Source organism: Saliphagus sp. GCM10025317 (assembly GCF_042663665.1).
Lineage (GTDB): Archaea > Halobacteriota > Halobacteria > Halobacteriales > Natrialbaceae > Natronosalvus.
This window is the reverse complement of the sequence record NZ_JBHTAQ010000005.1, coordinates 1,488,831-1,512,386: the sequence shown is the minus strand read 5'-3', so window position 1 is coordinate 1,512,386 and position 23,556 is coordinate 1,488,831. Positions and strand designations below refer to the sequence as shown.

The window sequence follows — 23,556 nt, the reverse complement described above, 5'->3', positions numbered from 1 at the left end:
CGCCCGCCGGTACCGCGGCTTCGTCGCTCGTAATCCCCTTATACGTCGGCCCATCTATCTCTCTCCATGCACCCGCCCGGCGCCGACACCGTCCTCGTCCGACACGGGGACCTCAACACGAAGAGCAACACCGTCAAGCGGTACATGCTCGACTTCCTGCTCGAGAACCTCGAGGCCGTCCTCGCGGACCGCTCGGTGGCCGGCGACGTGGAGGGCAACTGGAACCGCCCGCTGATCCACACCACCGAGGACGCCGTGGAGGCCGCGGCCGCTGCCGCCGCCGACGTCTTCGGCGTGGTCTCGACCAGCCCCGCAATCGTGGTCGAGGCCGACCTCGAGACGATTTGCGACGCACTCGCCAAGACCGCCCACGCCCGCTACGACGGCGGCAGTTTCGCCGTCGACGCCACCCGCGCCGACAAGCGACTCCCGTTCACGAGCGAGGACGTCGCCCGGCAGGGCGGGACCGCCATCTGGGAGGCCGTCGAGGACGAGTTCGATCCCGAGGTCGACCTCGAGGAGCCCGACCTGACCTTCGGCGTCGAGGTTCGCGACGAGGCGGCCTACGTCTACCTCGACCGTCTCGAGGGGCCAGGCGGACTTCCCCTCCGATCGCAGGCGCCGATGGTGGCGCTCGTCAGCGGCGGCATCGACTCCCCCGTCGCGGCCTACGAGATGATGCGCCGGGGCTCGCCGGTGATCCCGGTCTACGTCGCGCTCGGTGACTACGGCGGCCCGGACCACGAGGCCCGGGCCATCGAGACCGTCCGATCGCTCTCGCGGTACGCGCCGAACGTCGACCTGAGCGTCTATCGCGTGCCCGGCGGCGAGACCGTCTCCCTGCTCGCGGAGACGATGGAGGAGGGGCGGATGCTCTCCCTGCGGCGATTCTTCTACCGGATCGCGGAGCAGATTGCCGAACAACACGACGCGAGCGGAATCGTCACGGGCGAAGCTATCGGGCAGAAGTCGAGCCAGACGGCCCAGAACGTCGCCGTCACGAGTCGTGCGACGCGACTGCCGATCCACCGGCCCCTTCTCACGCGAGACAAACAGGAGATCGTCGCGCAGGCCCGCGAGATCGGGACCTACCGCGACTCGACGATCAACGCCGGCTGTAACCGGATCGCGCCGAACCGCGCCGAGACCAACGCCCGTCTCGACCGGTTGCTCGAGGTCGAGCCAGACGACCTGTTCGAACGTGCTGAAGCGGCGGCGGCGAGCGCCGAGCGGATCGAGTTGTGAGTTGTGAGTGGGCTCTGGCGCTCGAACGCTCGTCGGCGGTAAACGGTATCCACACGCTCGAGTATCCACGCGCGTCAGCGTGGAGCAGATCGTCGCCGGCTCGAGATTGCGCATTCCCGCCTGGCAACCGCTGAGAGAATACCCGCGTCACTGTCGATTTGGACTACGGAACGATTTCGAACGCCGTTGCAGTTCTCCTGGTCAGAGAGGATAGGTAACACACAGATTTGTTCGAACTCCCCTCTATAGCCGGTGGCACCGCGTACGACCGATAGCTGGCCTGAGGTTCGAGTCGCCAAGTATCTGTATTCACGACGGTATCACAGCTGCCCAAATCACTTTGGGAGAGGGGTCTTCCCGCTCACTCGGTTGGTTTCTGTACGGTCGAACGACGACTGACCCCATATCCGGGGTCGATCCCGTGCCGCCGTCGCTGTGATGTGAAACCACTCAGCGTGCAGTAGCTCACCAACACCATGCAACTCAGTCTCGAACTCGAATACTGGACCGTTGACGATACGGGTGCACTCGCACCTGCAACACCGGTGCTCGACCGCATCGACGACCTTCACGCCGAGAGCGCAGACCCCATGCTCGAGGTCGTCACCGATCCGTGCGATGGCATCCCCGAACTCCGGGAGGAGGTCGCGTCCAGACTCCAGGAAGCGATCGACGTCGGGCGAGAAGAGGGACGTCACCTCGTCCCGCTCAGTACGCCGCTCAACGCCGGTTCTCTCGGCACGAGCGATACGCCTCGAACGCGGATTCAGCGTCAGGTGCTCGGCGAAGCGTTCGAAAAGGCCACCTACTGTGCCGGCACCCACCTGCACGTCGATCAGATCGAGGGAGCCGAAGCCGACCAGTTGAACCTCCTGACCGCACTGGACCCGGCGTTTGCGCTCGCTGGGAGTTCCACGTACCACCAGGGAGAGAACGTGGCTGCCTGTGCGCGCCCCCACGTCTACCGGCGGACGTGTTACGGCGACCATCCCCGGCTCGGCCGATTGTGGCCCTACGCAGAGGACGTAGACGAGTGGAACGACCGGATCGACGCCACGTTCGACGACTTTCGCCAACAGGCAGTTGCCGAAGGCTTCGACCAGGAGACGTTCGACGAGCACTTTACGCCAGAGGATACGATCTGGGCACCGGTTCGGTTGCGCGACGAATTCGACACGATCGAATGGCGGGCCCCGGACGTCGCACTCCCTGGACAGGTCCTGCAACTCGCCGAAGACGTTCGAGACATCTTGAGTCTCGTCGAGCGTAGACGCGTGGAGATCGGTGGACGGGGCGACGTTACGGGGTCGACAGTGTCGATTCCCGAGTTCGATCGAGTGAAACAGCACGTGAGCGACGCCATCGATTACGGGCTCGAGGCGCCTGCTGTCGAGCGATACCTCGAGACGATGGGATTCGACCCCTCCGCCTATCGTCCGCTCTCGACGGAGTTCGAGGACAGCCCTCGGCTGTCTCGGGCGCAAGCACGGCAACTTCGACTTCGGTACGCCCACCGGCTCGAACGGGAAGTCGACGCACTCGCCTCCGAGCAATCACCAGCACAGCCTTCGGTTCTCCAGCCAGTCTGAACCAGGGTTCACTCTTCTGACGGCCCAGGACCACAGTGGTTCTCATTCCGCCACCGTTTCCAGGGTACACAACAGCATCCAGCTCGACGAGGCCAACTCCGCTACCGGCGAGTCCCTTCGCACGTCCAGTCCAGCGGCGTCGTATTCAACCGCTCGCAGTCGTCTTCGGTGACCATCACAAGGTCCTCGAGTCGGACCCCGAACTCACCCTCGAGGTAGATTCCCGGCTCGACGCTGAAGACCATGCCCGGCTCGAGGGCCTGGTCGTTGCCCTCGACGATGTAGGGCGGTTCGTGGACCTCGAGGCCGACGCCGTGGCCGGTGCGGTGAACGAAGGCGTCGCCGTAGCCTGCGTCGGCGATAATCTCGCGGGCGACGGCGTCGACCGACTCGGCCGTGACGCCGGGTTCGACGTGCTCGACGGCCGCCCGCTGGGCGCGGGCGACGGTCTCGTGTACCTCCCGATACCCCTCGGGCGGGTCGCCGGCGAAGACCATCGTCCTGGTCTGGTCGCCAGGATAGCGGGCTTGCCCCGACTCGAGGTCCGCGTCGACGAACGCGCCGAAGTCGAGGACGACCGGATCGCTGGCTTCGATGGGGCGGTCGTCGGGCTGGTGGTGCGGGCGCGCCCCGTTCTCGCCCGCGGCGACGATGGTGTCGAACGCGGTGCCGCGACCACCCTCGGCCTCGAGCAATCGATCGATCTCCTCGGCGAGTTCCCGTTCGGTCAGCCCGACGACCGCCTCGCCGCGCTCGCGGAGCGTCGTGGAGACGCGGTCGGCGAGGGCCCCTGCTCGTCGGAGAGTCGCCCGTTCAGTTCGATCCTTTCGCAGGCGAAGGGACTCGAGCACATCGCTCGCGAGGCCGTACGTCGCGTCGGGAAACAGACCGCGAACGTCCTGGGCGAAGGTCGTCCAGAGGCGGTCGTCGAGCAGAATCGTCTCGCCGGCCCCGAATCCCGGCTCGAGACCGGCGGTTTCGAACGCGCTCGAGAGCGCATCGACGGGGTCGTCGCCGTCGTCCCAGAGCATGACGTGGTCGATGGGCGCGGCCTCGAGATCCGCCTCGTACATCGCGGGCGCGACCACGACCGGCGGCCCGTCGCGGGGAACGGCTGCCAGGAAGTGGCGTTCGGACGGCGATTCCTCGAGGCCCGTCAGGTAGGTGAGTGCCGGCCCAGGCGAGGCGATCAGTGCGGCGCCACCACGGTCGGTGAGTCCTCGCTGGCACTGCCGTACTCGTTCGGCGAACGGCTCGTTCATGGCTGACGATTCAGGGGGAGCCCCTTGAGCGTTGCTCGAGGCGCCGGTCGTCGGTCGCTGGTCGCTGATCGCAAGTCGCTGGTTCACGGTTTGATCGCCCGGTCGCCGTCACCCTCGAGCGCCCGTGAATGTCCCTGCAGCGAGCCGGTTAGGGTGGTGTATATCAATGGCCTGTGACTGCAGGCCGCGAACGAAACAGTAGGGCAAACGAGGAAATTTCATAGATGCGATCTACGGAGCGAGTAGCGGTGGCGGAGTCGAATCATGGGAACGATTTACGGGACGACGGTAGACGGCTCGTGACCGACGGTGGCGCCGATTTCGACGCCCCGGAATCGCTACTCGTCGTCTCGAACCGGCAGCCGTATCGTCACGAGTGGGCCGACGGTAGCTCGCGCGGGGACGACGGCGACGGAGCCGGGAACGGCGATAGCGACGAGAACGGCAACGGCGACGGAGCCGGGAACGAAACCGACTCGAGCGAGCGTGACGTCACCGTCGACGAACCGACCGGCGGCCTGACCGCCGGACTCGACCCCGTGATGCGAGCGACTGGCGGCACCTGGATCGCGTGGGGCGACGGCAGCGCCGACCGCGCGGTCACCGACGAAAACGACCGCGTCGACGTCCCACCCGGAAGCGATGATCAGTACACGCTGCGGCGGGTCTGGCTCTCGGACGAGGCCGTCGAGGGCTACTACACGGGCTACAGCAACCGCGTCCTCTGGCCGCTCTGTCACGGGATGACCGAACTGCTCGAGTATCGACCGACCGACCTCGAGTGGTATCGTCACGTCAACCGGCAGTTCGCCGACGCCGTCCTCGAAGAGGCCACCGACGAGTCCGTGATCTGGCTCCAGGATTACCACCTCGGGCTCGCGCCGTCGATGATCCAGGCGAAGGCACCAGCGGGTGCGACGGTCGCTCAGTTCTGGCACATTCCGTGGCCGGACCCGTCGTCGTTCGCCGCCTGTCCCAACGCCCGCGAACTCCTCGTCGGGCTGCTCGGATCCGACGTGTTCGGCTTCCACGTCGAGCGCTACGGGACGGCTTTCCTCGAGTGCGTCGAGGAGACGCTCCCGTCTGCGACGGTCGATTACCGCGAACGTACGGTCCAGTACGACGGCCACGAGACGCAAATCGTCGCGACGCCGATGGGCGTCGACGCGAGCAGCTACGAGGAACGGGCCCGAGAGATCGGAGACGACAGGTGGGATTCCCTGCGCGAACGGTACGCCATCCCCGACGACTGTGCGGTCGGCCTGGGCGTCGACCGACTCGACTACACCAAAGGAATCCCGGAGCGACTGGCCGCCCTCGAGCGTCTCTTCGAAGGCTACCCCGAATGGCGCGAGTCGTTCACGTTCCTCCAGAAGGCGACGCCGAGTCGGACGGAGATTCCGAGTTACGATCGACTCGGACGGCAAGTTCGATCGACCGTCGACCGGATCAACGAGCGCTTCGGTACGGACGACTGGCAGCCGATCATCTACACGGAGGACTTCCTCGACCGCGCCGACCTGACCACGCTCTATCGGGAGGCCGACCTCCTCGTCGTCAGTTCGGTCCGCGACGGCATGAATCTCGTCGCCCAGGAGTACGTCGCGTCATCGACCGACGGTGATGGCGCCCTCGTTCTCAGCGAGCACGCGGGAGCGGCCGACGCACTCGGCTATCCGTCGTTCACGATCGACCCAGCGGATGTCGATCGGTTCGCGCGAACGATCGCCGACGCGCTCGGAGCCCCGAAAAGCGAGCGCACGACCCGAATGGCCGCCCTGCGGAACTACGTCTTCGAACACGACCTCGAGTGGTGGATGAGCGAGCAGTTCGCCCACATCGAGGCAGCCCGATTTCCAGCAACCGACCGACGAGTGAACGACGTGTCACGATCCCTCTGAGTCCCCGATGTCCCTTCAGCAACGAACGACCCGAGACCTGCAGGAACGCCTCGCGACCGGACTCGATCGCCACGACGAACTGCTGGCGTGTTTCGACTTCGACGGCACGCTCGCCCCCATCGTCGACGACCCCGAGCGGGCGCGACCGCTTCCGGCGGCCGAACGCGCCATCGAGCGCCTCGACTCCCACGAGGACGTGACGACAGCAATCGTCAGCGGGCGCGCGCTCGCCGACGTCTCCCGGCGCGTCGACGGACCGTCGGTCTACGGCGGGAATCACGGCCTCGAACTCGCGCGGGACGACTCGGTCGCCGTCCACCCCGTCGCACGGAAGCGATCCCGGCTGGTCGAGCGGTGCTGTGACGTCCTCGAAGACCGCCTCCAGGGCGTCTCCGGCTGTCGCGTCGAGAACAAACGACTCACGGGAACGGTCCACGTCCGCCACGTATCGCGGGAGATGGTCCCGGTCGTCGAACAGGAGACGCGAGCGGTCGTCGACCGGGTCGGAGACGGCGACCTGGAGTGCAGTCACGGCAAGGCCATCCTCGAGTTCGGCCCGCGCGTTCCCTGGACGAAAGGCGACGCTGTCTCCTTGCTTCGGTCGAAGCGAGCGCGGGATCCGTTCGTCCTGTACGTCGGCGACGACGTGACCGACGAGACGGTCTTTCGTCGCCTCGGCCCGAATGGGCTAGGGGTGGCCGTCGGACGAGCGACGGAGACGGCCGCCTCGTGTCAGGTTCGATCGCCTCGAGCCGTAGCACACCTCCTGGACTGGCTCGTCGACGCGACGGCTGGGCGGTTCGAGTGAGGGCTGGAGATAGCTGTTCTACGGACACTCAGAAGTCGGCGTCTAAGGGACACTCGGCAATCGACGCCCAGTAACTACCGCAGATTAACGCCACCCTTGTATTCGCGTAACGTCGACTCCGCACAGAGCGAAAATCGGTGAGTGAGCTTTCGGTCCGGGTGTGGCGGGGGGGTGTACTCCTGACCACACCGAGACTCCGCGGAGTCGAACGACGAATCCCACGCGTAGGCGCTCATCATCGGCGTCGACACGGTCGCTTGGTTGGCGACGTACGTCCGCCCGTGCTCGTGGCGAAGCCCGAGCGTGTGGCCGACCTCGTGAATCACGACCTGGATGGTGAGGTTGGGTCGCGAGTACGGGAGTTCGTCCGCCTCCTGATCCGGTGGCTCGAGTTCGGCGATGTGACGCGCCCCGCCGACCGAGGCAACGTGTGGAATCGCGTACCCTGTCGGTGACGTGTGCATCGGCCCGTCGGTGACCAGCAGGTTGACGTCCTTCGCGGCGTCGATCGAACCGATCCCCGTCGCCCCCGATCCGACGGCCATGGGCCACCGGCCCGACCGGACGGGTCGGGCCCCGTCCTCGGAATCGACGGGAACGACGCCACCGAAGGAGACGTCGACGTCCCAGAACTCGTACTCGAGCGCGGCCTCGATGTGGGCCGCGAGCAGGTCGGCGATGTCGTACGTCGAGGCCTGCTCGGTCAGCCAGAACCGCACCTCGATCTCGGTCGCCGGCTCGCGCGTGGCGTACCTGAGCGTTCCCAGCGTGCCCAGTGATCCGACCCCGGCGAGAAACGACCGACGCTTCACGCTCGGAGCGTTGAACGAAACCATCTAGAAACTTGGTATTCACATCGCCATCCATTAAGTGTGTGACACCGGCGCAGGTTCACTCGCCCGCGACATCCCGCTGCCACTGTCACTGTCGCGTATCGATCGCTCGCGTCTTCACCCGTCGCTGGCCCGTCGCCACCCTGATCTCGAGCCAGTCGGGCAGGTCGCTGGCGGCGACCGGCGTCAACGACAGGAGCGCGTCACCGTCGGCGACCAGTCGTCGACCGGATCGGTGGCGGAGACAGGGCTCCCACGTGCCCGAGCGGTGCTTCTCGAGGACGTCCCAGCTGGTGTAAAATCGTCCGTCCGATCCCAGGTACACGGTTCCGAACCGACCGCCGCCGACGTCATCGTTCCCGTCGCGCTCGCCTCCCATCGTGGTCGACTCGAGAGTGGGATACCAGCCGTATTCAGTTACGGGTGAATATACGGTTCGTTTATCAGTCTCGATGGGAGACTGGTCTCGACGGTGTCTGGTTTCAGGCGGTGGCGAATCGGCGAATTAGCGAATTCGATTCTATCAGTCGTCGAGCTAATCTCGGGTCCACGAGCATCCTCGGGCGTTCACGAGCGGGGCACGACCGATCACAATAGATATGTGTTCGGATATCGGAAGTAAATACAATGGATGCGCAGCGAGCGACGTATCAGTGGGGGCGCATCGCTGCATTCCTCCTCGGAATCGGTCTCCTCGTCGTCGCTCTCGAGATGGGGTTGTTCGGCATCCTGCCGATCCGCTCGCTGCAGGGCTCTGTTCGATTCCCGCCGCTGCGTTCCTCTACAGGGTGACGAACCTGTCGTGGCGATCAGCCGCACTCTCCGGGCTCGGGGCCGGTATCGGTGTCGCCATGGGAACGTATCTCAGCGGAACCGTGCTCGCGATGGTGTAGGCGAGTCCAAGGGGATTTTCGTAGTCAACTGGACCGCTCGAGACCCACTCTTCAGTGACGTGTTTCGGTTCTCCGTGAGGAACCTGTGAACTCCTCCGAGACTCCCTATTGATCCTCCTTTACGCTCGTCCGGACGAACCGTCACGACCAAACCGCCGCCAACCGCGACCACCTCGATTAAGTATCCCGCGAACCGCCTCACACGCATGAACGACACGCGACGCGCCGTCCTCGAGGCGCTGGCTGATGGCCCCGTGTCGGGGCCGGACCTCGCCGCCGACCTCGAGTGCTCGCGCGCGGCCGTCTGGAAACACGTCGAGGCCCTCCGGGACGCCGGCTTCGACGTCGAGAGCACCGGATCGGGCTACGTCCTGGCCGGCGATTCGATCGACGCCTACTCCGGGCCGGCGATCGAGTATGGTCTCGAGGCACCGTTCGCGGTCGAGTATCACGAGACGCTCACCAGCACGAACGATCGCGCACGGGAACTCGCGGGACGCGGCGAGACCAATGTCGTCGTGGTGGCCGATCAGCAGACTGAGGGACGTGGCCGCCTCGAGCGCGCCTGGGACGCCCCCGCGGGCGGCGTCTGGCTCAGTATCGTCTGTCGACCAGAGATCCCGCCCGCTCGCGCGCCCCTCTACACCCTCGCAGCCGCGGTCGCTACGGCCCGGGCCGCTCGAGAGGCGGGCGTCGACGCGGCGATCAAGTGGCCCAACGACGTGATCGTGCCGGTCGGCGACGGGGGCGATTACCGCAAGCTAGCCGGTATTCTGACGGAGATGGAGGGCGAGACAGACCGCGTCGCGTGGCTCGTCGTCGGCATCGGCGTCAACGCCAACCTCGAGGTCGCCGACCTGCCCGAGGGGGCGACGAGCATCAGCGACGAGGCGGGGGCCGTCGATCGACGTCGTTTCGTCCAGCGAGTGCTCGAGACCTTCGACGAGTACCGGTCGGATCTGGACGCGGTGATCCCCGCCTGGCGCGAGCTCGCGGCGACGCCCGGCCAGCGCGTTCGGGTCGAAGTCGCCGGAACCGAACTCGTCGGTCGAGCCGTCGACGTCGACGAGCACGGCGCGCTCACGGTTGCGACCGACGAGGGCGATCGGACGGTGACGGCAGGCGACTGCGAGCACCTTCGCCCGGTCGAGTGATCGGCGTCGAACGGGCTACTCGACGGTCGCCTGGGCGTTCTGTACGCCCTCGAGTTCGTCGTCGCGGTCGCCGTCGACGCGAACGGTCAGGACCGGGACGCCAGCCCGTCTGACGACGCGTTCGGTGACGCTTCCCAGGAGGAGGCGGTCGATGCCGCCGCGTCCGTGGGTCCCCATGACGACGAGGTCGCACTTCTCGGGTTGGGCCTCGGCGACGATCACCCGGCTGGGCGAGCCCTCGAGCACCTGCGTCTCGACAGTTACGTCGTCGGGTGCGAGTTCGACGACGCGCTCGACGGCCGCTTCCCCCTCCTCCCGGAGTGCGTCGGTGATCCCGTCCCACGCGGTCTCCATCGGCAGCCCGCCATAGTTCGCCGCGTTGACCACGTAGATCGCGCGCACCGTCGCGTCGTGGAGCCGGGCGAGGTCGATGGCGTACTCGACTGCACGCTCGCCCTCGACCGAGCCGTCGGTCGGGACGAGGATACACTCGTACATGTGTTATCGTGGTACATACTCGCCCGACAGATAAGTACGTTGCTGTAGATTGGGATGTGAAGAATTATAATCTAGTGGTACCACTAAGTTGTCGATGGCAGAGACGCAACTACAGGCTGCCCGATCGGGGACGGTCACCGACGCGATGGCACGAGTCGCAGAGCGAGAACAACGCGACCCGGAAACCGTTCGGAAGGCAGTCGCCGACGGACGCGCCGTTATCCCAGCGAACGTCGGTCACGACGCGCTCGATCCGATGATCATCGGCCGCTCGTTCGCGACCAAGGTCAACGCCAACATCGGTAACAGCGAGACGACGAGCGACGTCGAGACCGAACTCGAGAAGCTTCACACGGCAGTGCACTACGGCGCCGATACCGTCATGGATCTCGGCACGGGAAGCGACCTCGATCGGATTCGAACGGCCAACGTCGAGCAATCGCCCGTCCCAATCGGGACGGTTCCCGTGTACGAAGCGGTCAAACGCGCCGGTTCGCCCGAAGACCTGACGACCGAGCTGCTGCTCGAGGTGATCGAAAAGTAGGCTCGACAGGGCGTCGATTACATGACGATTCACGCGGGAATCCTCCTCGAGCACCTGCCGCTGACGGAGGGGCGAACGACCGGAATCGTCTCGCGAGGAGGCTCGATCCTCGCGAAGTGGATGGAAGCCCACGGGGAACAGAATCCGCTCTATCAGGTCTACGACGACATCTGTGCCATCTTTGAGGAGTACGACGTGACGTTCAGCCTCGGAGACAGCCTCCGCCCGGGATCGCTGGCCGACGCCTGCGATGAGGCGCAGTACGCCGAGCTCGACACGCTGGGACACCTGACGCGGCGGGCCTGGGATCAGGGCGTCCAGGTTATGGTCGAGGGGCCCGGCCACGTCCCGATGGACCGAATCGCCGAAAACGTCGAGCGTCAGCAGGACGTCTGCGATGGCGCGCCGTTTTACGTCCTCGGGCCGCTGGTCACCGACGTCGCGCCGGGATACGACCACATCACGAGCGCCATCGGGGCGGCTATGGCGGCCAGAGCCGGGGCCGCGATGCTCTGTTACGTCACGCCCAAAGAACACCTCGGGCTGCCAGAGAAGGACGATGTTCGAGACGGACTCGCGGCCTACCGGATCGCCGCCCACGCCGCCGACGTCGCGAACGGCCGCCCCGGGGCTCGAGACTGGGACGACGCCCTCTCGGAGGCTCGGTACGCGTTCGACTGGTCGACCCAGTTCGACCTCGCCCTCGACCCCGAGCGCGCCCGGTCGTTCCACGACCAGACGCTCCCCGGTGACAACTACAAGGAGGCTCGCTTCTGTTCGATGTGCGGTGTCGAGTTCTGTTCGATGCGCATCGACCAGGATACCCGCGAGGAGGGAGAACTGGGTCGACTGACGGGACGGACGGATCTCGAGACTTCGCCGGCCGCTTCAGTCAACCTGCCGCCAGTTGGCGTCCACGACGGGGGTAAGGTTGTAACCGACGAGACGAGCGTCGAGAGAGACCGCGATCCGAATGTCGACGCGACCACCGATTCGCGCTAACGTGCGTGCTTTCGGACATGAGCGCCCTGAATACGACCGCCTTCGGACACGAGCGCCATCGAGCCATCGACCGATGGCGTCCACCTCTTCGGAAGGGTCGACCAATGACGTCCACCTCTTCGTTGGATCCGTCCGTCGGTGGATTCATTTGGCTGTCAGCCGTCGCCGCCAGCATGGAGACGAGACGCATACTGCAGGTCGACGCGTTCACCGACGAACCGCTAGCCGGAAACCCCGCCGGCGTCGTCCCGGACGCGAACGACCTCTCGGAGACGCAGATGCAGGCCATCGCCAACGAGATGGCCGTCAGCGAGACGGCGTTCCTCCTCGAGAGCGACGACGCCGACCGCCGAATCCACTACTTCACCCCCACCCAGGAGGTCGACCTCTGCGGGCACGCGACTATCGCCAGCTTCGCCTGGCTCGCCGAGCACGGCGACGTTGAGCCCGGAACCTCGACCCTCGAGGCGAACGTGGGAGTCCTCGAGATCGACGTCGAGGCCGACGGCACCGTCTGGATGACCCAGGACGCCCCGACGATTTGCGAGGTCGACCTCGAGTACGAGGACGTCGCCGACGCGCTGGGCGTCGACCAGGCGGGGCTCGAGGGCGTCGCCGCGGACCTCCCGCTGGCGGTCTCCTCGACCGGCCTCCCGTTTCTGCAGGTCCCGATCACCTACCTCTCGGACGTGGGCGGGGCGGACCCGGACGTGAACGCCGTGGCGGCGCTCGCCGACCGGGTCGACGCTGCGGGCGTCTACCTGTTCACGTTCGACGCGCTCGAGGCCGAGTCGACCCTCCACGGCCGAGCGTTCGCCCCGGGGGCCGGCGTCCCGGAGGATCCCGTGACCGGCACCGCGAGCGGCGCCTGCGGCGCTTACCTCGAGCACTTCGGTGCGTTCGACGACTTCCCCGAGGAACTGCGTCTCGAGCAGGGCCACTACGTCGACCGTCCGGGGCTCGTTCGCGTCCGCGTCGACGATCAGGTGCAGGTCGGCGGCCGGGCGGTGACAGTCCTGGACGGCTCGTTACAGGTTCCCGAAGCGGAGGCGGACGACATACTCGAGGCCTGAGTGTCGGTTCGAGAGGCTCTGTTGAAACCCTTAGAGATTGATACGAATCGCGTGCTGAATACAGAGGATAGATTCAGCGAACGACTTCATGGTTCTGAGTGATTTGCGCTGGATCAGCCGATCGATAAACTGGCGAGTTGATCAGTGGGATTTCTGTCAGCTAAGACGCTGTTCGGTGGGTCGTAATGAATACAAGATATTTATTCAGGAGGCGTCGATAGTCGGTCAATAGGGATGTGTGGTTAATCGGTAGAGGTCGTCATTCACGTAGATCGTCTGCAGCTGGTAACGTGAACGAAAACGTCGCTCCCTCACCCGACTCGGACTCGACCCGAATCTCACCGCCGTGTCGCTCGACGATGCGCTTACAGAGTGCGAGACCGATCCCCGTCCCATCGTGTTCCTCGTGGCTATGGAGGCGTTGGAACACCTCGAAGACCCGGTCGGTATCGGTGGGGTCGATGCCGATTCCCTCATCGCGAACCGAGATACGCCACTTCGATCCCTCGCGTGCTGCCGAAATGTGAACACGGGGCGGCTCCTCGCCGCTGTACTCGATGGCGTTGCTCAACAGATTCTGAAACACCTGCCGGAGTTGGCCGCCGTCTCCGTGAACGTGCGGGAGCGACTCCGCCGTGATCTCTGCGTCTGATTGCTCAATCTTGAGCTGAAGATTCATTCGAACGTCTTTAAGCACCTCTTCGAGAGCAACCGATCCGAACGGTTCGCCTCTCGTTTCGACGCGGGAGTATTCGAGCAGGCCGTCGATCATCTCACGCATCCGTTCGGCACCGTCGACGGCGAATTCGAGGAACTCCTGCCCATCCTCGCCCAACTCCTCATCGTATCGGCGCTCGATGAGGTTGAGATAGCTGGTAATCATCCGGAGCGGCTCTTGAAGGTCGTGTGAGGCGGCGTACGCGAACTGTTCGAGACGTTCGTTGGACTCCTCGAGTTTGCGTTGATACCTCTTGCGCTCCGTGATGTCAGTAAGCGTCACGACTGCGCGACTCACGTCACCGTGTTCGTCCTCGACTGGCATCCCATGCTCCATAATAATACGCTGCTCATCGTCGAACGTACTGATTTCGTAGATATTCGGTTCAGTGACTTCTTCGCCGCGGAGCACTTGGGACATCGTCCACTCGTCTGGGTCGACCGGGTCGCCTGATCCTGCCCACACCGCGGAATACTTTTCGTACTCATCCACCGATTCCGCATCGAAGACATTGCCGCCCCATATTTCCTTTGCAGTGTCGTTCGCTCTACACAGTGACCCGTCTTCATCCGCGACTACAACACCGACGGGTAGCACTTCGAATAGCGTTTCGAGTTCCTTCGTTCGCTCCTCGAGTTTGAGTTGGGCTCGTTTTCGCTCCGTGATGTCGGTCAGTGCCCCGGGGAACGTCTGGGCGTTCCCGTCATCGTCGCACTCGACGTGACCGCGGGCAACTACCCATCGAAGTTCATCGTCGGCGTTCCAGACGCGAAACTCTGCTTCGAATTCGCCACAGGTCTCGATTGATGTACCAACCTTTCGTTCGACACGCTCGAGGTCGTTCTCGTGGATCGAAGTCAAGTACTTATCAGGCGGGATACCATCACGAGCGTCATCAGGATCGATCCCGAACAGCGTGGCGAACGAGGCACCGGCGCGCAGCCGATTTTCGGGGACGTCCCACTCCCACGTGGCAATCGCTCCGGCTTCGGTTGCGGCTTCCAGTTGTTCCTTCGCGTCGTGCAGATACTGCTCACGCGCTTTCCGCTCGGTGATGTCGGAGGCGATCCCAACGATTCGTGCTACCGTTCCGTCTTCGTCGTGAACGGCGTTTGTCCGGTCGTGGATCCACCGTTCACTGCCGTCGGGGCGGACGATCCGGTATTCCGTTTCGTACTCGGTCTGTTCGGTGACCAGCTTCCGAACACGGTCTCGGTCATCCGGATGGATCGCATCGACGAACGCTGTTGGATTCTCGTAGAGGTGCTCACGGTTTTGGCCCCAGATGGTTTCGTAGGATGGGTTAACGTAGTGTATCTCGTCTCCATCGACCGATTCGATATAGACGACTTCTGTGAGGTGATCGGCGAGCTGGCGGAATTTCTCCTCGCTCTCGCGGAGTTCCTCCTCTTGTTCTTTCCGTTCGATTTCGGAGGTGACCAACCGACTTAGCAGGTCTACCAGCGTGATTTCCCAGTCGGAAAACGGTTCTTCGCGAACATCGTCATCGTAGAAGCAGAACGTACCGTACAGGTCTCCGTCCTTAAAGACAGGCGCGGCGAGGTAGCACGCGATTCCCCACTCAGCGTTCTCTGCTCGGTCAGCGAGTGCCGGCGCGTCGGCGGCGACGTCTTCGAGGACGAGCGACTCTCCAGTGCGGGTCACTCGTTCACACACCGTCGCCGAACGCGGAACGACATCTCCTGCCTGTATTGTGCCGTCTGGTGCGCGTACGACCTCGAAGCGGTACTCATCTCCGTTGACGTGCGACAGAGAAGCGTACTTCGTTCCAATCACGTCCTGCCCGATACCTAACAAACTATTGACTTTCTCCTCGAACGATCGCTCTCCATCAGAGATGACCTCGTGAATCTCGCGTAACGTCGCCTCTTGTTCTTCGAGTCGTTGTTCCGGTTTTTCACGGAAGGTAAGTGTCCGCTCCGTCTGGTTCTGTTCGGAGGTTTCGTGAACGATATCGAACGTTCCATAGAAGTCACCATCGTCGGTAAGAAGGCTCAGTCGGACTTCACAGGGTTTCGATTCGCCATCGGCAGTTTCAATCAACAGGTCGAACGTTCGTTGGTTATCCGGGGTTTCACCGCTTTTGAGCCGGTTGCGAAGGTTCTCTTCAACGCGTTCGATCGCGGCCTCCTTGAGGAGAAGCGAAACGTGCGAGCCTACGAGTTCCTCGCGGCTGTAACCGGTTATCTCAGTAATAGCATCGTTAACCCCGACGAACCGTCCATCGGAGTCGAGTTGATAGATCCCGGCATCTGCCGTCTTAACAAGGGTTTGATAATTTTGGAGGGCTTGATCGGCATCTACATTCCCCCAAAATGCAGTTCCGGTCATATCCGCTATTTTCATATACAGGTCTGTAGCCTCGAATGCGGTTAAACCCTTGTACGGGTGTCTTTTTTCGTGCGCATTCAGCCAGAAAGAGATGAAATTCGTCATCCGTATTCAACACGCGTTTCCTGACAGGGTTTAGGCATGCTAACACCTGTCTCGGTATATTGTCCTCCTGTACCGAGCGGCTCCCACTTTTACCGATTGAACAGAATCTCGTGTTGCATTCGCGCTGTGTATGCAGCACCAGCTCAGCAGACTATCGTTTTTCTGGCAGCTCGAGGCTGCTGCATACAGAGGATGAGTTTAGAACGGCAGCACCGTTTGTTTCGCGCTGGTGACGTAAAATCGAGTTCGTGTAAATGCTGATTAGACACTCGATGAGAGGGACCAACCTACGGAGCGAACGCGATTGAACTACGTGCCCTCCGTTCGGGCCGGTATATGCCAGCAGACGAGCCAAACCCGTGTTCGGGATAATTTCCACAGGAACATGGAAGGAGACTTCGGTCCGCTCGATGTAACCGCTCGGGGACCAGGAGAGCCCGAGGTAGTGATCGTTGCCCGCGTTCATGGCGACGAGCGGAGCGGTATCCGTGCGGTGACTCGCCTGCGCGAGGCCGACCCTCAACCTGCAACGAGGTGTTGCGTTCGTCCTCGCCAATCCAGCGGCGACCGAGGTCGGCTCAGAGAAGGTATGCAACATGATGACTTTCTTTATTTCCCTCGGCTGTTTCTGAATTACTCGATATAGAACCTGCGAATCGATCATTGTGGTCGATAGATCTTTATTCCAACTCGAGTATTTCGCGTATGGCCATTGAAGCATCATTTGCTACTACAGACGGTGAATTCCCGCTTGCAGCCGTTTTTTCGGAGTTGCCAGATGCGCAAATCGAATTAGACCGTGTTGTCCCGACGGACAAGGCGGTTGTTCCGTATTTCTGGGTGAGGGACAGTGACGTTGCAGAGAGTGAACTTGGCGAAATCGAGCATCCTGGCGTTCACGATCTTCGTGTGATCGATGACGTTGCTGGTGAAGCCCTTATCCGCATTGACTGGGACTTCGACTACGAGAGCGTCTTAACTGCGATCCTCGAAACAAATGTCATACTGGTCTCAGCCATTGGGAAGCAGGATAAATGGACGTTCGAAATACGTGGCGACGAACAACAAGCTGTCTCCAACTTTCAGTCTTACTGTCGCAGTAACGAGATTCCAATCAAACTCACCCAGCTTCATGCCCTTGCACCCTTACGATCAGGGCAAGAGTATGATCTCACTGAGGCCCAGCGAGAGGCGCTGACGCTCGCATATGCACGCGGGTACTACGACTCTCCACGGGAAGTAGCGCAAACAATGGTCGCTGACGAACTCGGGATTACACGACAAGCGCTGGCCTCCAGATTGCAACGAGGTACCAGACGGCTGATTGGGAGTACCTTAGTCAGCCCGGCCAAATGAGTATATGAATTGGTTACCTACGCAAAAGTCACATTCAAACACTGTTCGTTCCTGTGAAACAGTATGGTCGGAAATGTCGGGTACGCCATCATAACACAAGGCGTCTGCTGCCTGGAAATTGCTTTTGGGGTGAGACTCATACAGGTCACTAGAGGTACATCTCTCGGGAATATAGACGGAAGCGCGTCATCTACCCTTCGCGACAGAGGCTATCTATCATTATAAAACCATGTCTGCCAATACGACAGATAATGAAGGGTACAGGAATCTCTGGCCACGCATTATTTCTGCCGTCGGAGGCCTGTTTGTCGCGATTGCTGTCTGGAGAGTTTTCTTTAGTGCACTCGAGGAGACGTCACTCACCCCCGCGGTACTCGATTTCTTCAAGATTGGTCTCCCTGGTATTGTACTTCTGTACGGTGGGTATCGGCTGCATCATTCCGGAGTCCACCCGGAGACGTACTCACAGATTGCAATCTGGTGTTTAGGCGCGGTAGGAGTGATGACAGTCGCCATCTCTTTGCGTATCGTTGACCCCAGTGTGACTACTGACGGGGTGCTCTGGTCGATTACGATTACGATGGCAATCGGTATTCTCGGTGGCTTCGCAATTGGTATGAACGAAGCTCAAACTACGACCCGCGCTCGTGAGGCAGAACAGCACAATCGTGAGGTCAAACAGCACAACCGTGAGGTCAAACAGCACAAACATCGGCTTCAACAACAGAACGAGCGCCTTGAGGGATTCTCGAAAATGCTCGCACACGAACTGCGAAACCCGCTGGCAATCGCACAGATACGCCTCAATGATTTCGCGGACGGTAACGACGAGGCGTTCGACGAGGTCGAGCAGGCGCACAACCGTATCGACGAGATCATCAGTGTTCTTCTACTGACTGCACGGGTAGATGAAGCAACTCTGGAGGGAGAGGTGGTGGCGATTTCAGACGTGGCCACAGACGCGTGGGCGGCGCTGGTATCAGGACAAGCACGGCTTGTGATCGAAACCGAACAGATAATCTACGTCGATCCGGTTCACCTCTACCATTTACTCGAGAATCTGTTCTCAAATGCGATCGAGAATAACCATGAGGGTGTGACCGTTCGTATCGGTGATCTTGACGGAGGGTTCTACGTTGAAGATAATGGCCGCGGAATCCCAGAGGAAGACCGCGGCGCCGTCTTCGATGCTGGATACACCACTGGTGAAGTTGGTATTGGGTTTGGCCTCTCGTTTGTTGCTCAGATCACCAACGCCTACGGCTGGGAGTGTGACCTCACTGAAAGTGAGTCGGGTGGGGCGCGATTTGAGTGGACAAGCGTCGACGTCGCCGCTACATCAGAGGAGTCAATCAGCTCTGCCTAGTGATTGGCTGGTAGAAACTGACCCGAACAGGTGTGGAATACCGAACAATATGCTATCTCCATTAACGCCAAAAGAAATGCTGCCACCTGCTGTTGCGTCCCTCTCCAATCAACTCTCTCACAAATCCGAACCCCAGTGCAGCCAGGTACTTTACCATCTATAGATCGATTATTGTTCAATGAGGTATAATAATTTCCCCTCTGGATAGAGCGATAGGGGAGCCCTCTCTATTGGGCAATCACCACTCCTTGAAAGTCGGCTTCAGTCCGTGCTACATTCGCACCTTCTCTCTTGCAGAAACTCAACAAACTACCGAGTTGCTATCAGAAGTGGTGTGCTAGATACAGAGGGTGAATTCAGCACAATAGCGCCATTTATTTCACCCAGTCAGTTCGGAACCAACTGAGACATACGGCTGCGAACTAAGCAGGTGTATCCTCAAACGAGTTGTTAGCTATGACGTTCCTTGTTATTGTTTGATTGATAGTATTATGTGGTATGTTAACGTTTGCGTTGAATGCTCTAACTGAAAACGACAGTTGGGGGATTGAGGAAAGAGAATATGAGCCAAAATACAGACCCAGTTAAAGGTCTCTTGCGCCGAACAGTCCTGAAAGCGAGCGCGGTCACAGCGGGTGCACTTGCCATGAGCGGTCCTGTGTCAACTGCTGATGACGGAGACAACGAGAGTGACACCAACGGTGAGGACGGCGCCATTGACGAACCGGACGGCTTCGAAGTCGATATCCTCGCAGAGCACGCCCCTTTTCCTGACGAATTGGCGGCGACGTTCTCGCACACGTTTGCTGAAACAGATCACGATGACCCCGGTGTCCCCATCGGTGCGCATCAAACGCTGGACAGTGAGTCAACCATGATCGTCGCCGATGTCAGGTGGGAGCCAGGCGGGTCGTCCGGCTGGCACCACCACCCAGGAGTGGTGCTCGTCAGCATGCTCGAAGGTGAAGTCGAAGTCACGTGGGAGAGAGATTGTGTCCCTCGCACCTACTCGGCAGGTGATGGATGGTTCGATCCCGGAGTGGTCCACAATGCTGATAACCTGAGCGACGATGAGCCCGCCCGAGCATACGCGATCTTCCTCGGGGTTCCCGACGGAGAACCTGCGACGATATGGGTCGAACCAGTTGAGTGTTGACGCCCCGCTCCAGATATTTGGCGGTTCGTGCTCGAGTGAGCCGGCGCCACGAACAAAAGGTTCAATTCGGTGATTCCGTCCCTGATATTCAGCGCACAATCCAGACAAATTTTCGATATTCTGTGGCCGGTGTGTTATCTCGTTTCTCTACACTAAGCGATTGTAATGTCTTCCGAGTGATCGTTGATCCATGCTGCATTCGCGCCCTGTATTCAGCACGCCCCCAGGTTCCTGTAAAATTTAAACATTCTACAGGACCTTTTAGAGGGTCGAGTTGGGACACTCGAGATCGATCGCAGTCAAGTACACGGGAGCTGCCGCTACGGGACGCCGTTCCAGTGTACGGAAGAAACTAGAACGAACGATGTGAGGAGAGAACGATTCAGGGTAGCGGATCGGACCCCTGATTTGTCCCTGACTCGTCGCGTTCACGGTCGCTCGAGTGGCTCGACCCCGACCCGGTCGAGTCGGACCCTCCCGTGCCGGCCGACGAACCCGATTCGGACCGAGAACTCGAGGTCGTTCCCTGATTCGTTCGAGATTCCTCGCGGTTGAGCGGCCGCCCTGCGCCGCCAGTCGAAGAACCGGACTCGAGTGCCGACGGTTCGTCGCCCGCGCCGCTCTTGAGCGCCGTCCCTTCGTCGAAACTCGCGGCGTGTTCTTCGCGCTTGAGTTCCTGGACGCTCCGGCGGGTCTCCGCGACGTCCTCCTCGAGGTCCGTCAGTCGGCCGTCGAGGCCCTGCAGGATGTCGCTCTTGAGGGTCTGCCGGTCGAACTGGCGGGCAGCTTCCTCGCCCGCGGCCACCGGAACGGTGTACAGGAGCGCGAACGTTCGGCCGAACTGCCAGATAGCGATCCCGAGGAGCACGAGGATCACGGTTATTACCGGACTCGTCACCTCGAGCGCCTCCCCCGGACTGGTCGGATCCGAGAACAACGCGCCGATCGACCCCGACAGGCCGACCATGAGGCCGAGCGCGACGAGTACGAACCCGCCGATCAGCGAGCCGGTCACGATAGCCCGATACTGGAGCGTCCGCGTGAGTACCTTCGCAAGGTCCATACGCGAGTGAATCTCACTCGAGCGGTATAGTCACTTCGGGACTGCACCGGAGCGGGGCGCGTTTATTCACCGATGAAGGTCGCTTATGAACTCACGAATATCGCTCTATACGGGTATTCGGAGGAGGAACGGACGGTTCCGTCCGACTAACCAGATCCGACGCTGTCCGAGAAATTCATTCGATATCGAGTTGGAAATTGTAAGCATCGTTCGCAACCTTCTTTATTCGATGCGGTGTCCACGAAGACACAGATGGCAGTACTCTGGCTGGACGAGATCAGCGCCGACGACATCGAGACTGTCGGCGGCAAAGGTGCCTCTCTCGGGGAACTCACGGATGCTGGGTTGCCCGTCCCACCCGGGTTCGTCGTCACCGCCGGGACCTATCGACGCTTCATCGAGGACGCCGGCATCGACGAGGAACTGTTCGAGGTCGTCGACGTCGACGTCGAAGACTCGGCCGCGCTCGCGAGCGCGGCCGACGGCGCCCAGGACCTCATCCTCGAGACGCCGTTCCCCGACGAGCTTCGCGAGGAAATCCTCGAGTCCTACCGCGAGATTGGGGGTGACGAGGAAGCCTTCGTCGCCGTGCGCTCGTCGGCGACGGCCGAGGACCTCCCGGACGCCTCCTTCGCCGGCCAACAGGAGACGTTCCTGAACATCACCGAGGACGACCTGCTCGACCGCGTCCGCCGGTGCTGGGCCTCGCTGTTCACCCAGCGGGCAATCTACTACCGACAGGAGCAGGGGTTCGACCACTCCGTCGTCAACATCGCCGTCGTCGTCCAGCAGATGGTCGACGCCGAGACCTCGGGCGTCATGTTCACGAGCCACCCCTCGACCGGCGACCCCACCATGATCATCGAGGCCGCCTGGGGACTGGGCGAGGCCGTCGTCTCCGGGGCCGTCTCCCCGGACAACTACGTCGTCTCCCGCGAGGACGGCTCGATCGACGTCACCGTCGCCGAGAAGAAGGTGATGCACGTCAAAGACGAGGCGACGGGGGAAACCGTCGAGCGCGAGGTCGACGAGGACCGCCGGAACGCGCGGGTGCTCTCCGATACCGACCTCGAGCAACTGGTCGAACTCGGCGAGCGCGTCGAATCGCACTACGACACGCCCCAGGACGTCGAGTGGGCGATGGTCGACGGCGACATCTACATGCTCCAGTCACGGCCGATCACGACCATCGATGGTGGATTCGAACCCGACGTCGAAACCTCAGGGCTCGACCAGTCCGGAGTCGAGGCGGACGCGGCGACCGGCCTCACTGATGGCAGCGGCTCACAATCGGTCGCCGGCGGCGAATCCGGCGACTCGGGCTCGAAAACTGGTGAGGTCATCGTCGACGGCCTCGGCTCGAGCCCCGGCACCGCCAGCGGCGCCGTCCGGATCGTCCGTAAACTCGACGAACTCGACAAGGTCGAATCGGGCGACATCATCGTCACCGAGATGACCACGCCCGACATGGTGCCGGCGATGAAACGCGCCTCCGGCATCGTCACCGACGAGGGCGGCATGACCAGCCACGCCGCCATCGTCTCGCGAGAACTCGGCGTCCCCGCGATCGTCGGCACCCAGAACGCGAGTACCGTCCTGGAGGACGGACAAATCGTCACCCTCGACGGCGACAAGGGAACGGTCCTCGAGGGGGCGAGCGAACCCGATGCGGACCGCGAACCCGTCGAGGAGGTCCGGCCGCAGTCGCCGGTCAAGCCGATGACGGCCACGGAGGTCAAGGTCAACGTCTCGATCCCGGAGGCCGCCAACCGGGCGGCCGCCACCGGCGCCGACGGCGTCGGCCTGCTGCGCATCGAGCACATGATCCTCTCGCTCGGCAAGACGCCCGCGAAGTACATCGAGGACAACGGCGAGAACGCCTACGTCGGCGAACTCATCGAGGGCGTCCGAACGGTCGCCGACGAGTTCTACCCGCGCCCCGTCCGCGTCCGCACCCTCGACGCCCCGACCGACGAGTTCCGCGAACTCGAGGGTGGCGAGGGCGAACCCGCCGAGCACAACCCGATGCTCGGCTACCGCGGCATCCGCCGCAGCCTCGACCGCCCGGACGTCTTCGCCTACGAACTCGAGGCGTTCCGCCGGCTGTTCGAGATGGGCTACGACAACGTCGAGATCATGTTCCCGCTGGTCAACGACGCCGAGGACGTCTTCCAGGCCAAGCGGCTCATGCAGGAAGCCGGCATCGACCCCGAGAAGCGCAAGTGGGGCGTGATGATCGAGACGCCAGCCTCGGCGCTCTCAGTTGGCGATATGGCCGAGACCGGGATCGACTTCGCCTCCTTCGGGACGAACGACCTCACCCAGTACACCCTCGCGGTCGACCGGAACAACGAGAACGTCGCCGACCGGTTCGACGAACTTCACCCGGCCGTTCTCCGCCTGATCGGGGACGTGATCGAGACCTGCCGCGAGCACGACATCGACACGAGCATCTGCGGCCAGGCGGGCTCGAAGCCCGAGATGGTCCAGTTCCTCGTCAACGAGGGCGTCAGCTCGATTTCGGCGAACATCGACGCCGTCCGCGACGTCCAACACGAGGTCAAGCGCGTCGAGCAGAAGCTGTTACTCGAGTCCGTACGCTAGAACTCGAGTCGGCAGACCGTTCGGGCGGCTCGAC

General features: G+C 62.2%; 17 protein-coding genes and 2 pseudogenes. 12 read left to right on the top strand and 7 right to left on the bottom strand.

The genetic code is table 11. The features are described 5' to 3' along the window. Window positions 1–66: 66 nt before the first annotated feature. Entirely contained in the window at window positions 67–1,245 is a 1,179-nt protein-coding gene (locus tag ACFQS4_RS09400) for a tRNA sulfurtransferase (protein ID WP_497901259.1), read from the top strand. A 476-nt stretch (window positions 1,246–1,721) separates the two neighbouring features. Further along, window positions 1,722–2,834: a glutamate-cysteine ligase family protein gene (locus ACFQS4_RS09395; protein ID WP_497901258.1), complete on the top strand. Its 1,113-nt coding sequence runs from the start codon at window positions 1,722–1,724 to the stop codon at window positions 2,832–2,834. Between the two features lie 101 nt (window positions 2,835–2,935). On the opposite strand, the gene ACFQS4_RS09390 is transcribed toward ACFQS4_RS09395, so the two are convergent. Continuing rightward, window positions 2,936–4,096 (bottom strand): aminopeptidase P family protein, encoded by a 1,161-nt coding sequence (locus ACFQS4_RS09390; RefSeq protein WP_497901257.1) that lies wholly within the window; start codon window positions 4,094–4,096, stop codon window positions 2,936–2,938. A gap of 224 nt (window positions 4,097–4,320) precedes the next feature. Here ACFQS4_RS09390 and ACFQS4_RS09385 point away from each other — a divergent pair, with 224 nt between their 5' ends. Continuing rightward, on the top strand, window positions 4,321–5,997 hold the full coding sequence (locus ACFQS4_RS09385) for an alpha,alpha-trehalose-phosphate synthase (UDP-forming) (RefSeq protein WP_500192993.1): 1,677 nt from the start codon (window positions 4,321–4,323) through the stop codon (window positions 5,995–5,997). A gap of 7 nt (window positions 5,998–6,004) precedes the next feature. Next, window positions 6,005–6,805, top strand: coding sequence for a trehalose-phosphatase (otsB, locus tag ACFQS4_RS09380; RefSeq protein ID WP_497901255.1), 801 nt, complete (start codon window positions 6,005–6,007; stop codon window positions 6,803–6,805). A 74-nt stretch (window positions 6,806–6,879) separates the two neighbouring features. On the opposite strand, the gene ACFQS4_RS09375 is transcribed toward otsB, so the two are convergent. Next, window positions 6,880–7,641: a peptidase M10A and M12B matrixin and adamalysin gene (locus ACFQS4_RS09375; protein ID WP_497901254.1), complete on the bottom strand. Its 762-nt coding sequence runs from the start codon at window positions 7,639–7,641 to the stop codon at window positions 6,880–6,882. An 85-nt stretch (window positions 7,642–7,726) separates the two neighbouring features. Then, complete coding sequence (locus ACFQS4_RS09370; RefSeq protein ID WP_497901253.1) at window positions 7,727–8,017, bottom strand: hypothetical protein; 291 nt, start codon at window positions 8,015–8,017, stop codon at window positions 7,727–7,729. Between the two features lie 248 nt (window positions 8,018–8,265). Here ACFQS4_RS09370 and ACFQS4_RS09365 point away from each other — a divergent pair, with 248 nt between their 5' ends. Together ACFQS4_RS09365 and ACFQS4_RS09360 are read left to right on the top strand one after the other, a co-directional pair. Then, complete coding sequence (locus ACFQS4_RS09365; protein WP_497901252.1) at window positions 8,266–8,430, top strand: hypothetical protein; 165 nt, start codon at window positions 8,266–8,268, stop codon at window positions 8,428–8,430. Window positions 8,431–8,737: 307 nt separating this feature from the next. Beyond that, entirely contained in the window at window positions 8,738–9,685 is a 948-nt protein-coding gene (locus tag ACFQS4_RS09360) for a biotin--[acetyl-CoA-carboxylase] ligase (protein WP_497901251.1), read from the top strand. A 15-nt stretch (window positions 9,686–9,700) separates the two neighbouring features. Here the strand turns inward: ACFQS4_RS09360 and ACFQS4_RS09355 are convergent, their stop codons facing one another. Next, window positions 9,701–10,183, bottom strand: a complete 483-nt coding sequence (locus ACFQS4_RS09355) for a universal stress protein (protein ID WP_254155928.1) — start codon at window positions 10,181–10,183, stop codon at window positions 9,701–9,703. Between the two features lie 94 nt (window positions 10,184–10,277). Between ACFQS4_RS09355 and thiC the strand changes: the two are divergent. Continuing rightward, window positions 10,278–11,729: pseudogene (gene thiC, locus ACFQS4_RS09350) on the top strand (phosphomethylpyrimidine synthase ThiC). 173 nt (window positions 11,730–11,902) lie between these two features. Further along, window positions 11,903–12,802 carry a PhzF family phenazine biosynthesis protein gene (locus ACFQS4_RS09345; protein WP_497901250.1) on the top strand — a complete coding sequence of 300 codons (900 nt, stop codon included), beginning with the start codon at window positions 11,903–11,905 and terminating at the stop codon, window positions 12,800–12,802. Between the two features lie 259 nt (window positions 12,803–13,061). On the opposite strand, the gene ACFQS4_RS09340 is transcribed toward ACFQS4_RS09345, so the two are convergent. Both ACFQS4_RS09340 and ACFQS4_RS09335 read right to left on the bottom strand, forming a co-directional pair. Next, the gene (locus ACFQS4_RS09340; RefSeq protein ID WP_497903175.1) at window positions 13,062–15,380 is read right to left on the bottom strand and encodes a PAS domain-containing protein; all 2,319 of its coding nucleotides are present in this window, start codon (window positions 15,378–15,380) and stop codon (window positions 13,062–13,064) included. Between the two features lie 129 nt (window positions 15,381–15,509). Beyond that, window positions 15,510–15,872 (bottom strand): annotated as a pseudogene (locus ACFQS4_RS09335) (PAS domain S-box protein); the annotation flags it as partial. A gap of 810 nt (window positions 15,873–16,682) precedes the next feature. Here ACFQS4_RS09335 and ACFQS4_RS09330 point away from each other — a divergent pair. From ACFQS4_RS09330 to ACFQS4_RS09320, 3 genes are all read left to right on the top strand, one after another. Continuing rightward, window positions 16,683–17,333, top strand: coding sequence for a helix-turn-helix domain-containing protein (locus tag ACFQS4_RS09330; protein ID WP_497901249.1), 651 nt, complete (start codon window positions 16,683–16,685; stop codon window positions 17,331–17,333). 229 nt (window positions 17,334–17,562) lie between these two features. Further along, the gene (locus tag ACFQS4_RS09325) at window positions 17,563–18,699 is read left to right on the top strand and encodes an ATP-binding protein (protein WP_497901248.1); all 1,137 of its coding nucleotides are present in this window, start codon (window positions 17,563–17,565) and stop codon (window positions 18,697–18,699) included. 646 nt (window positions 18,700–19,345) lie between these two features. Then, complete coding sequence (locus ACFQS4_RS09320) at window positions 19,346–19,855, top strand: cupin domain-containing protein (RefSeq protein WP_500192976.1); 510 nt, start codon at window positions 19,346–19,348, stop codon at window positions 19,853–19,855. A gap of 382 nt (window positions 19,856–20,237) precedes the next feature. On the opposite strand, the gene ACFQS4_RS09315 is transcribed toward ACFQS4_RS09320, so the two are convergent. Beyond that, window positions 20,238–20,918, bottom strand: a complete 681-nt coding sequence (locus ACFQS4_RS09315) for a hypothetical protein (RefSeq protein WP_497901246.1) — start codon at window positions 20,916–20,918, stop codon at window positions 20,238–20,240. A gap of 252 nt (window positions 20,919–21,170) precedes the next feature. On the opposite strand from ACFQS4_RS09315, the gene ppsA reads away from it, so the two are divergent. After that, window positions 21,171–23,522, top strand: coding sequence for a phosphoenolpyruvate synthase (gene ppsA / locus ACFQS4_RS09310; protein ID WP_497901245.1), 2,352 nt, complete (start codon window positions 21,171–21,173; stop codon window positions 23,520–23,522). The last annotated feature ends 34 nt before the right edge of the window (window positions 23,523–23,556 follow it).

Bases quoted from the DNA above. Each gene is read 5' to 3' on its own strand.
- ACFQS4_RS09400 (WP_497901259.1), top strand. From the start codon at position 67: ATGCACCCGCCCGGCGCCGACACCGTCCTCGTCCGACACGGGGACCTC.
- ACFQS4_RS09395 (WP_497901258.1), top strand. From the start codon at position 1,722: ATGCAACTCAGTCTCGAACTCGAATACTGGACCGTTGACGATACGGGT.
- ACFQS4_RS09390 (WP_497901257.1), bottom strand. From the start codon at position 4,096: ATGAACGAGCCGTTCGCCGAACGAGTACGGCAGTGCCAGCGAGGACTC.
- ACFQS4_RS09385 (WP_500192993.1), top strand. From the start codon at position 4,321: ATGCGATCTACGGAGCGAGTAGCGGTGGCGGAGTCGAATCATGGGAAC.
- otsB (WP_497901255.1), top strand. From the start codon at position 6,005: ATGTCCCTTCAGCAACGAACGACCCGAGACCTGCAGGAACGCCTCGCG.
- ACFQS4_RS09375 (WP_497901254.1), bottom strand. From the start codon at position 7,641: ATGGTTTCGTTCAACGCTCCGAGCGTGAAGCGTCGGTCGTTTCTCGCC.
- ACFQS4_RS09370 (WP_497901253.1), bottom strand. From the start codon at position 8,017: ATGGGAGGCGAGCGCGACGGGAACGATGACGTCGGCGGCGGTCGGTTC.
- ACFQS4_RS09365 (WP_497901252.1), top strand. From the start codon at position 8,266: ATGGATGCGCAGCGAGCGACGTATCAGTGGGGGCGCATCGCTGCATTC.
- ACFQS4_RS09360 (WP_497901251.1), top strand. From the start codon at position 8,738: ATGAACGACACGCGACGCGCCGTCCTCGAGGCGCTGGCTGATGGCCCC.
- ACFQS4_RS09355 (WP_254155928.1), bottom strand. From the start codon at position 10,183: ATGTACGAGTGTATCCTCGTCCCGACCGACGGCTCGGTCGAGGGCGAG.
- ACFQS4_RS09345 (WP_497901250.1), top strand. From the start codon at position 11,903: ATGGAGACGAGACGCATACTGCAGGTCGACGCGTTCACCGACGAACCG.
- ACFQS4_RS09330 (WP_497901249.1), top strand. From the start codon at position 16,683: ATGGCCATTGAAGCATCATTTGCTACTACAGACGGTGAATTCCCGCTT.
- ACFQS4_RS09325 (WP_497901248.1), top strand. From the start codon at position 17,563: ATGTCTGCCAATACGACAGATAATGAAGGGTACAGGAATCTCTGGCCA.
- ACFQS4_RS09320 (WP_500192976.1), top strand. From the start codon at position 19,346: ATGAGCGGTCCTGTGTCAACTGCTGATGACGGAGACAACGAGAGTGAC.
- ACFQS4_RS09315 (WP_497901246.1), bottom strand. From the start codon at position 20,918: ATGGACCTTGCGAAGGTACTCACGCGGACGCTCCAGTATCGGGCTATC.
- ppsA (WP_497901245.1), top strand. From the start codon at position 21,171: ATGGCAGTACTCTGGCTGGACGAGATCAGCGCCGACGACATCGAGACT.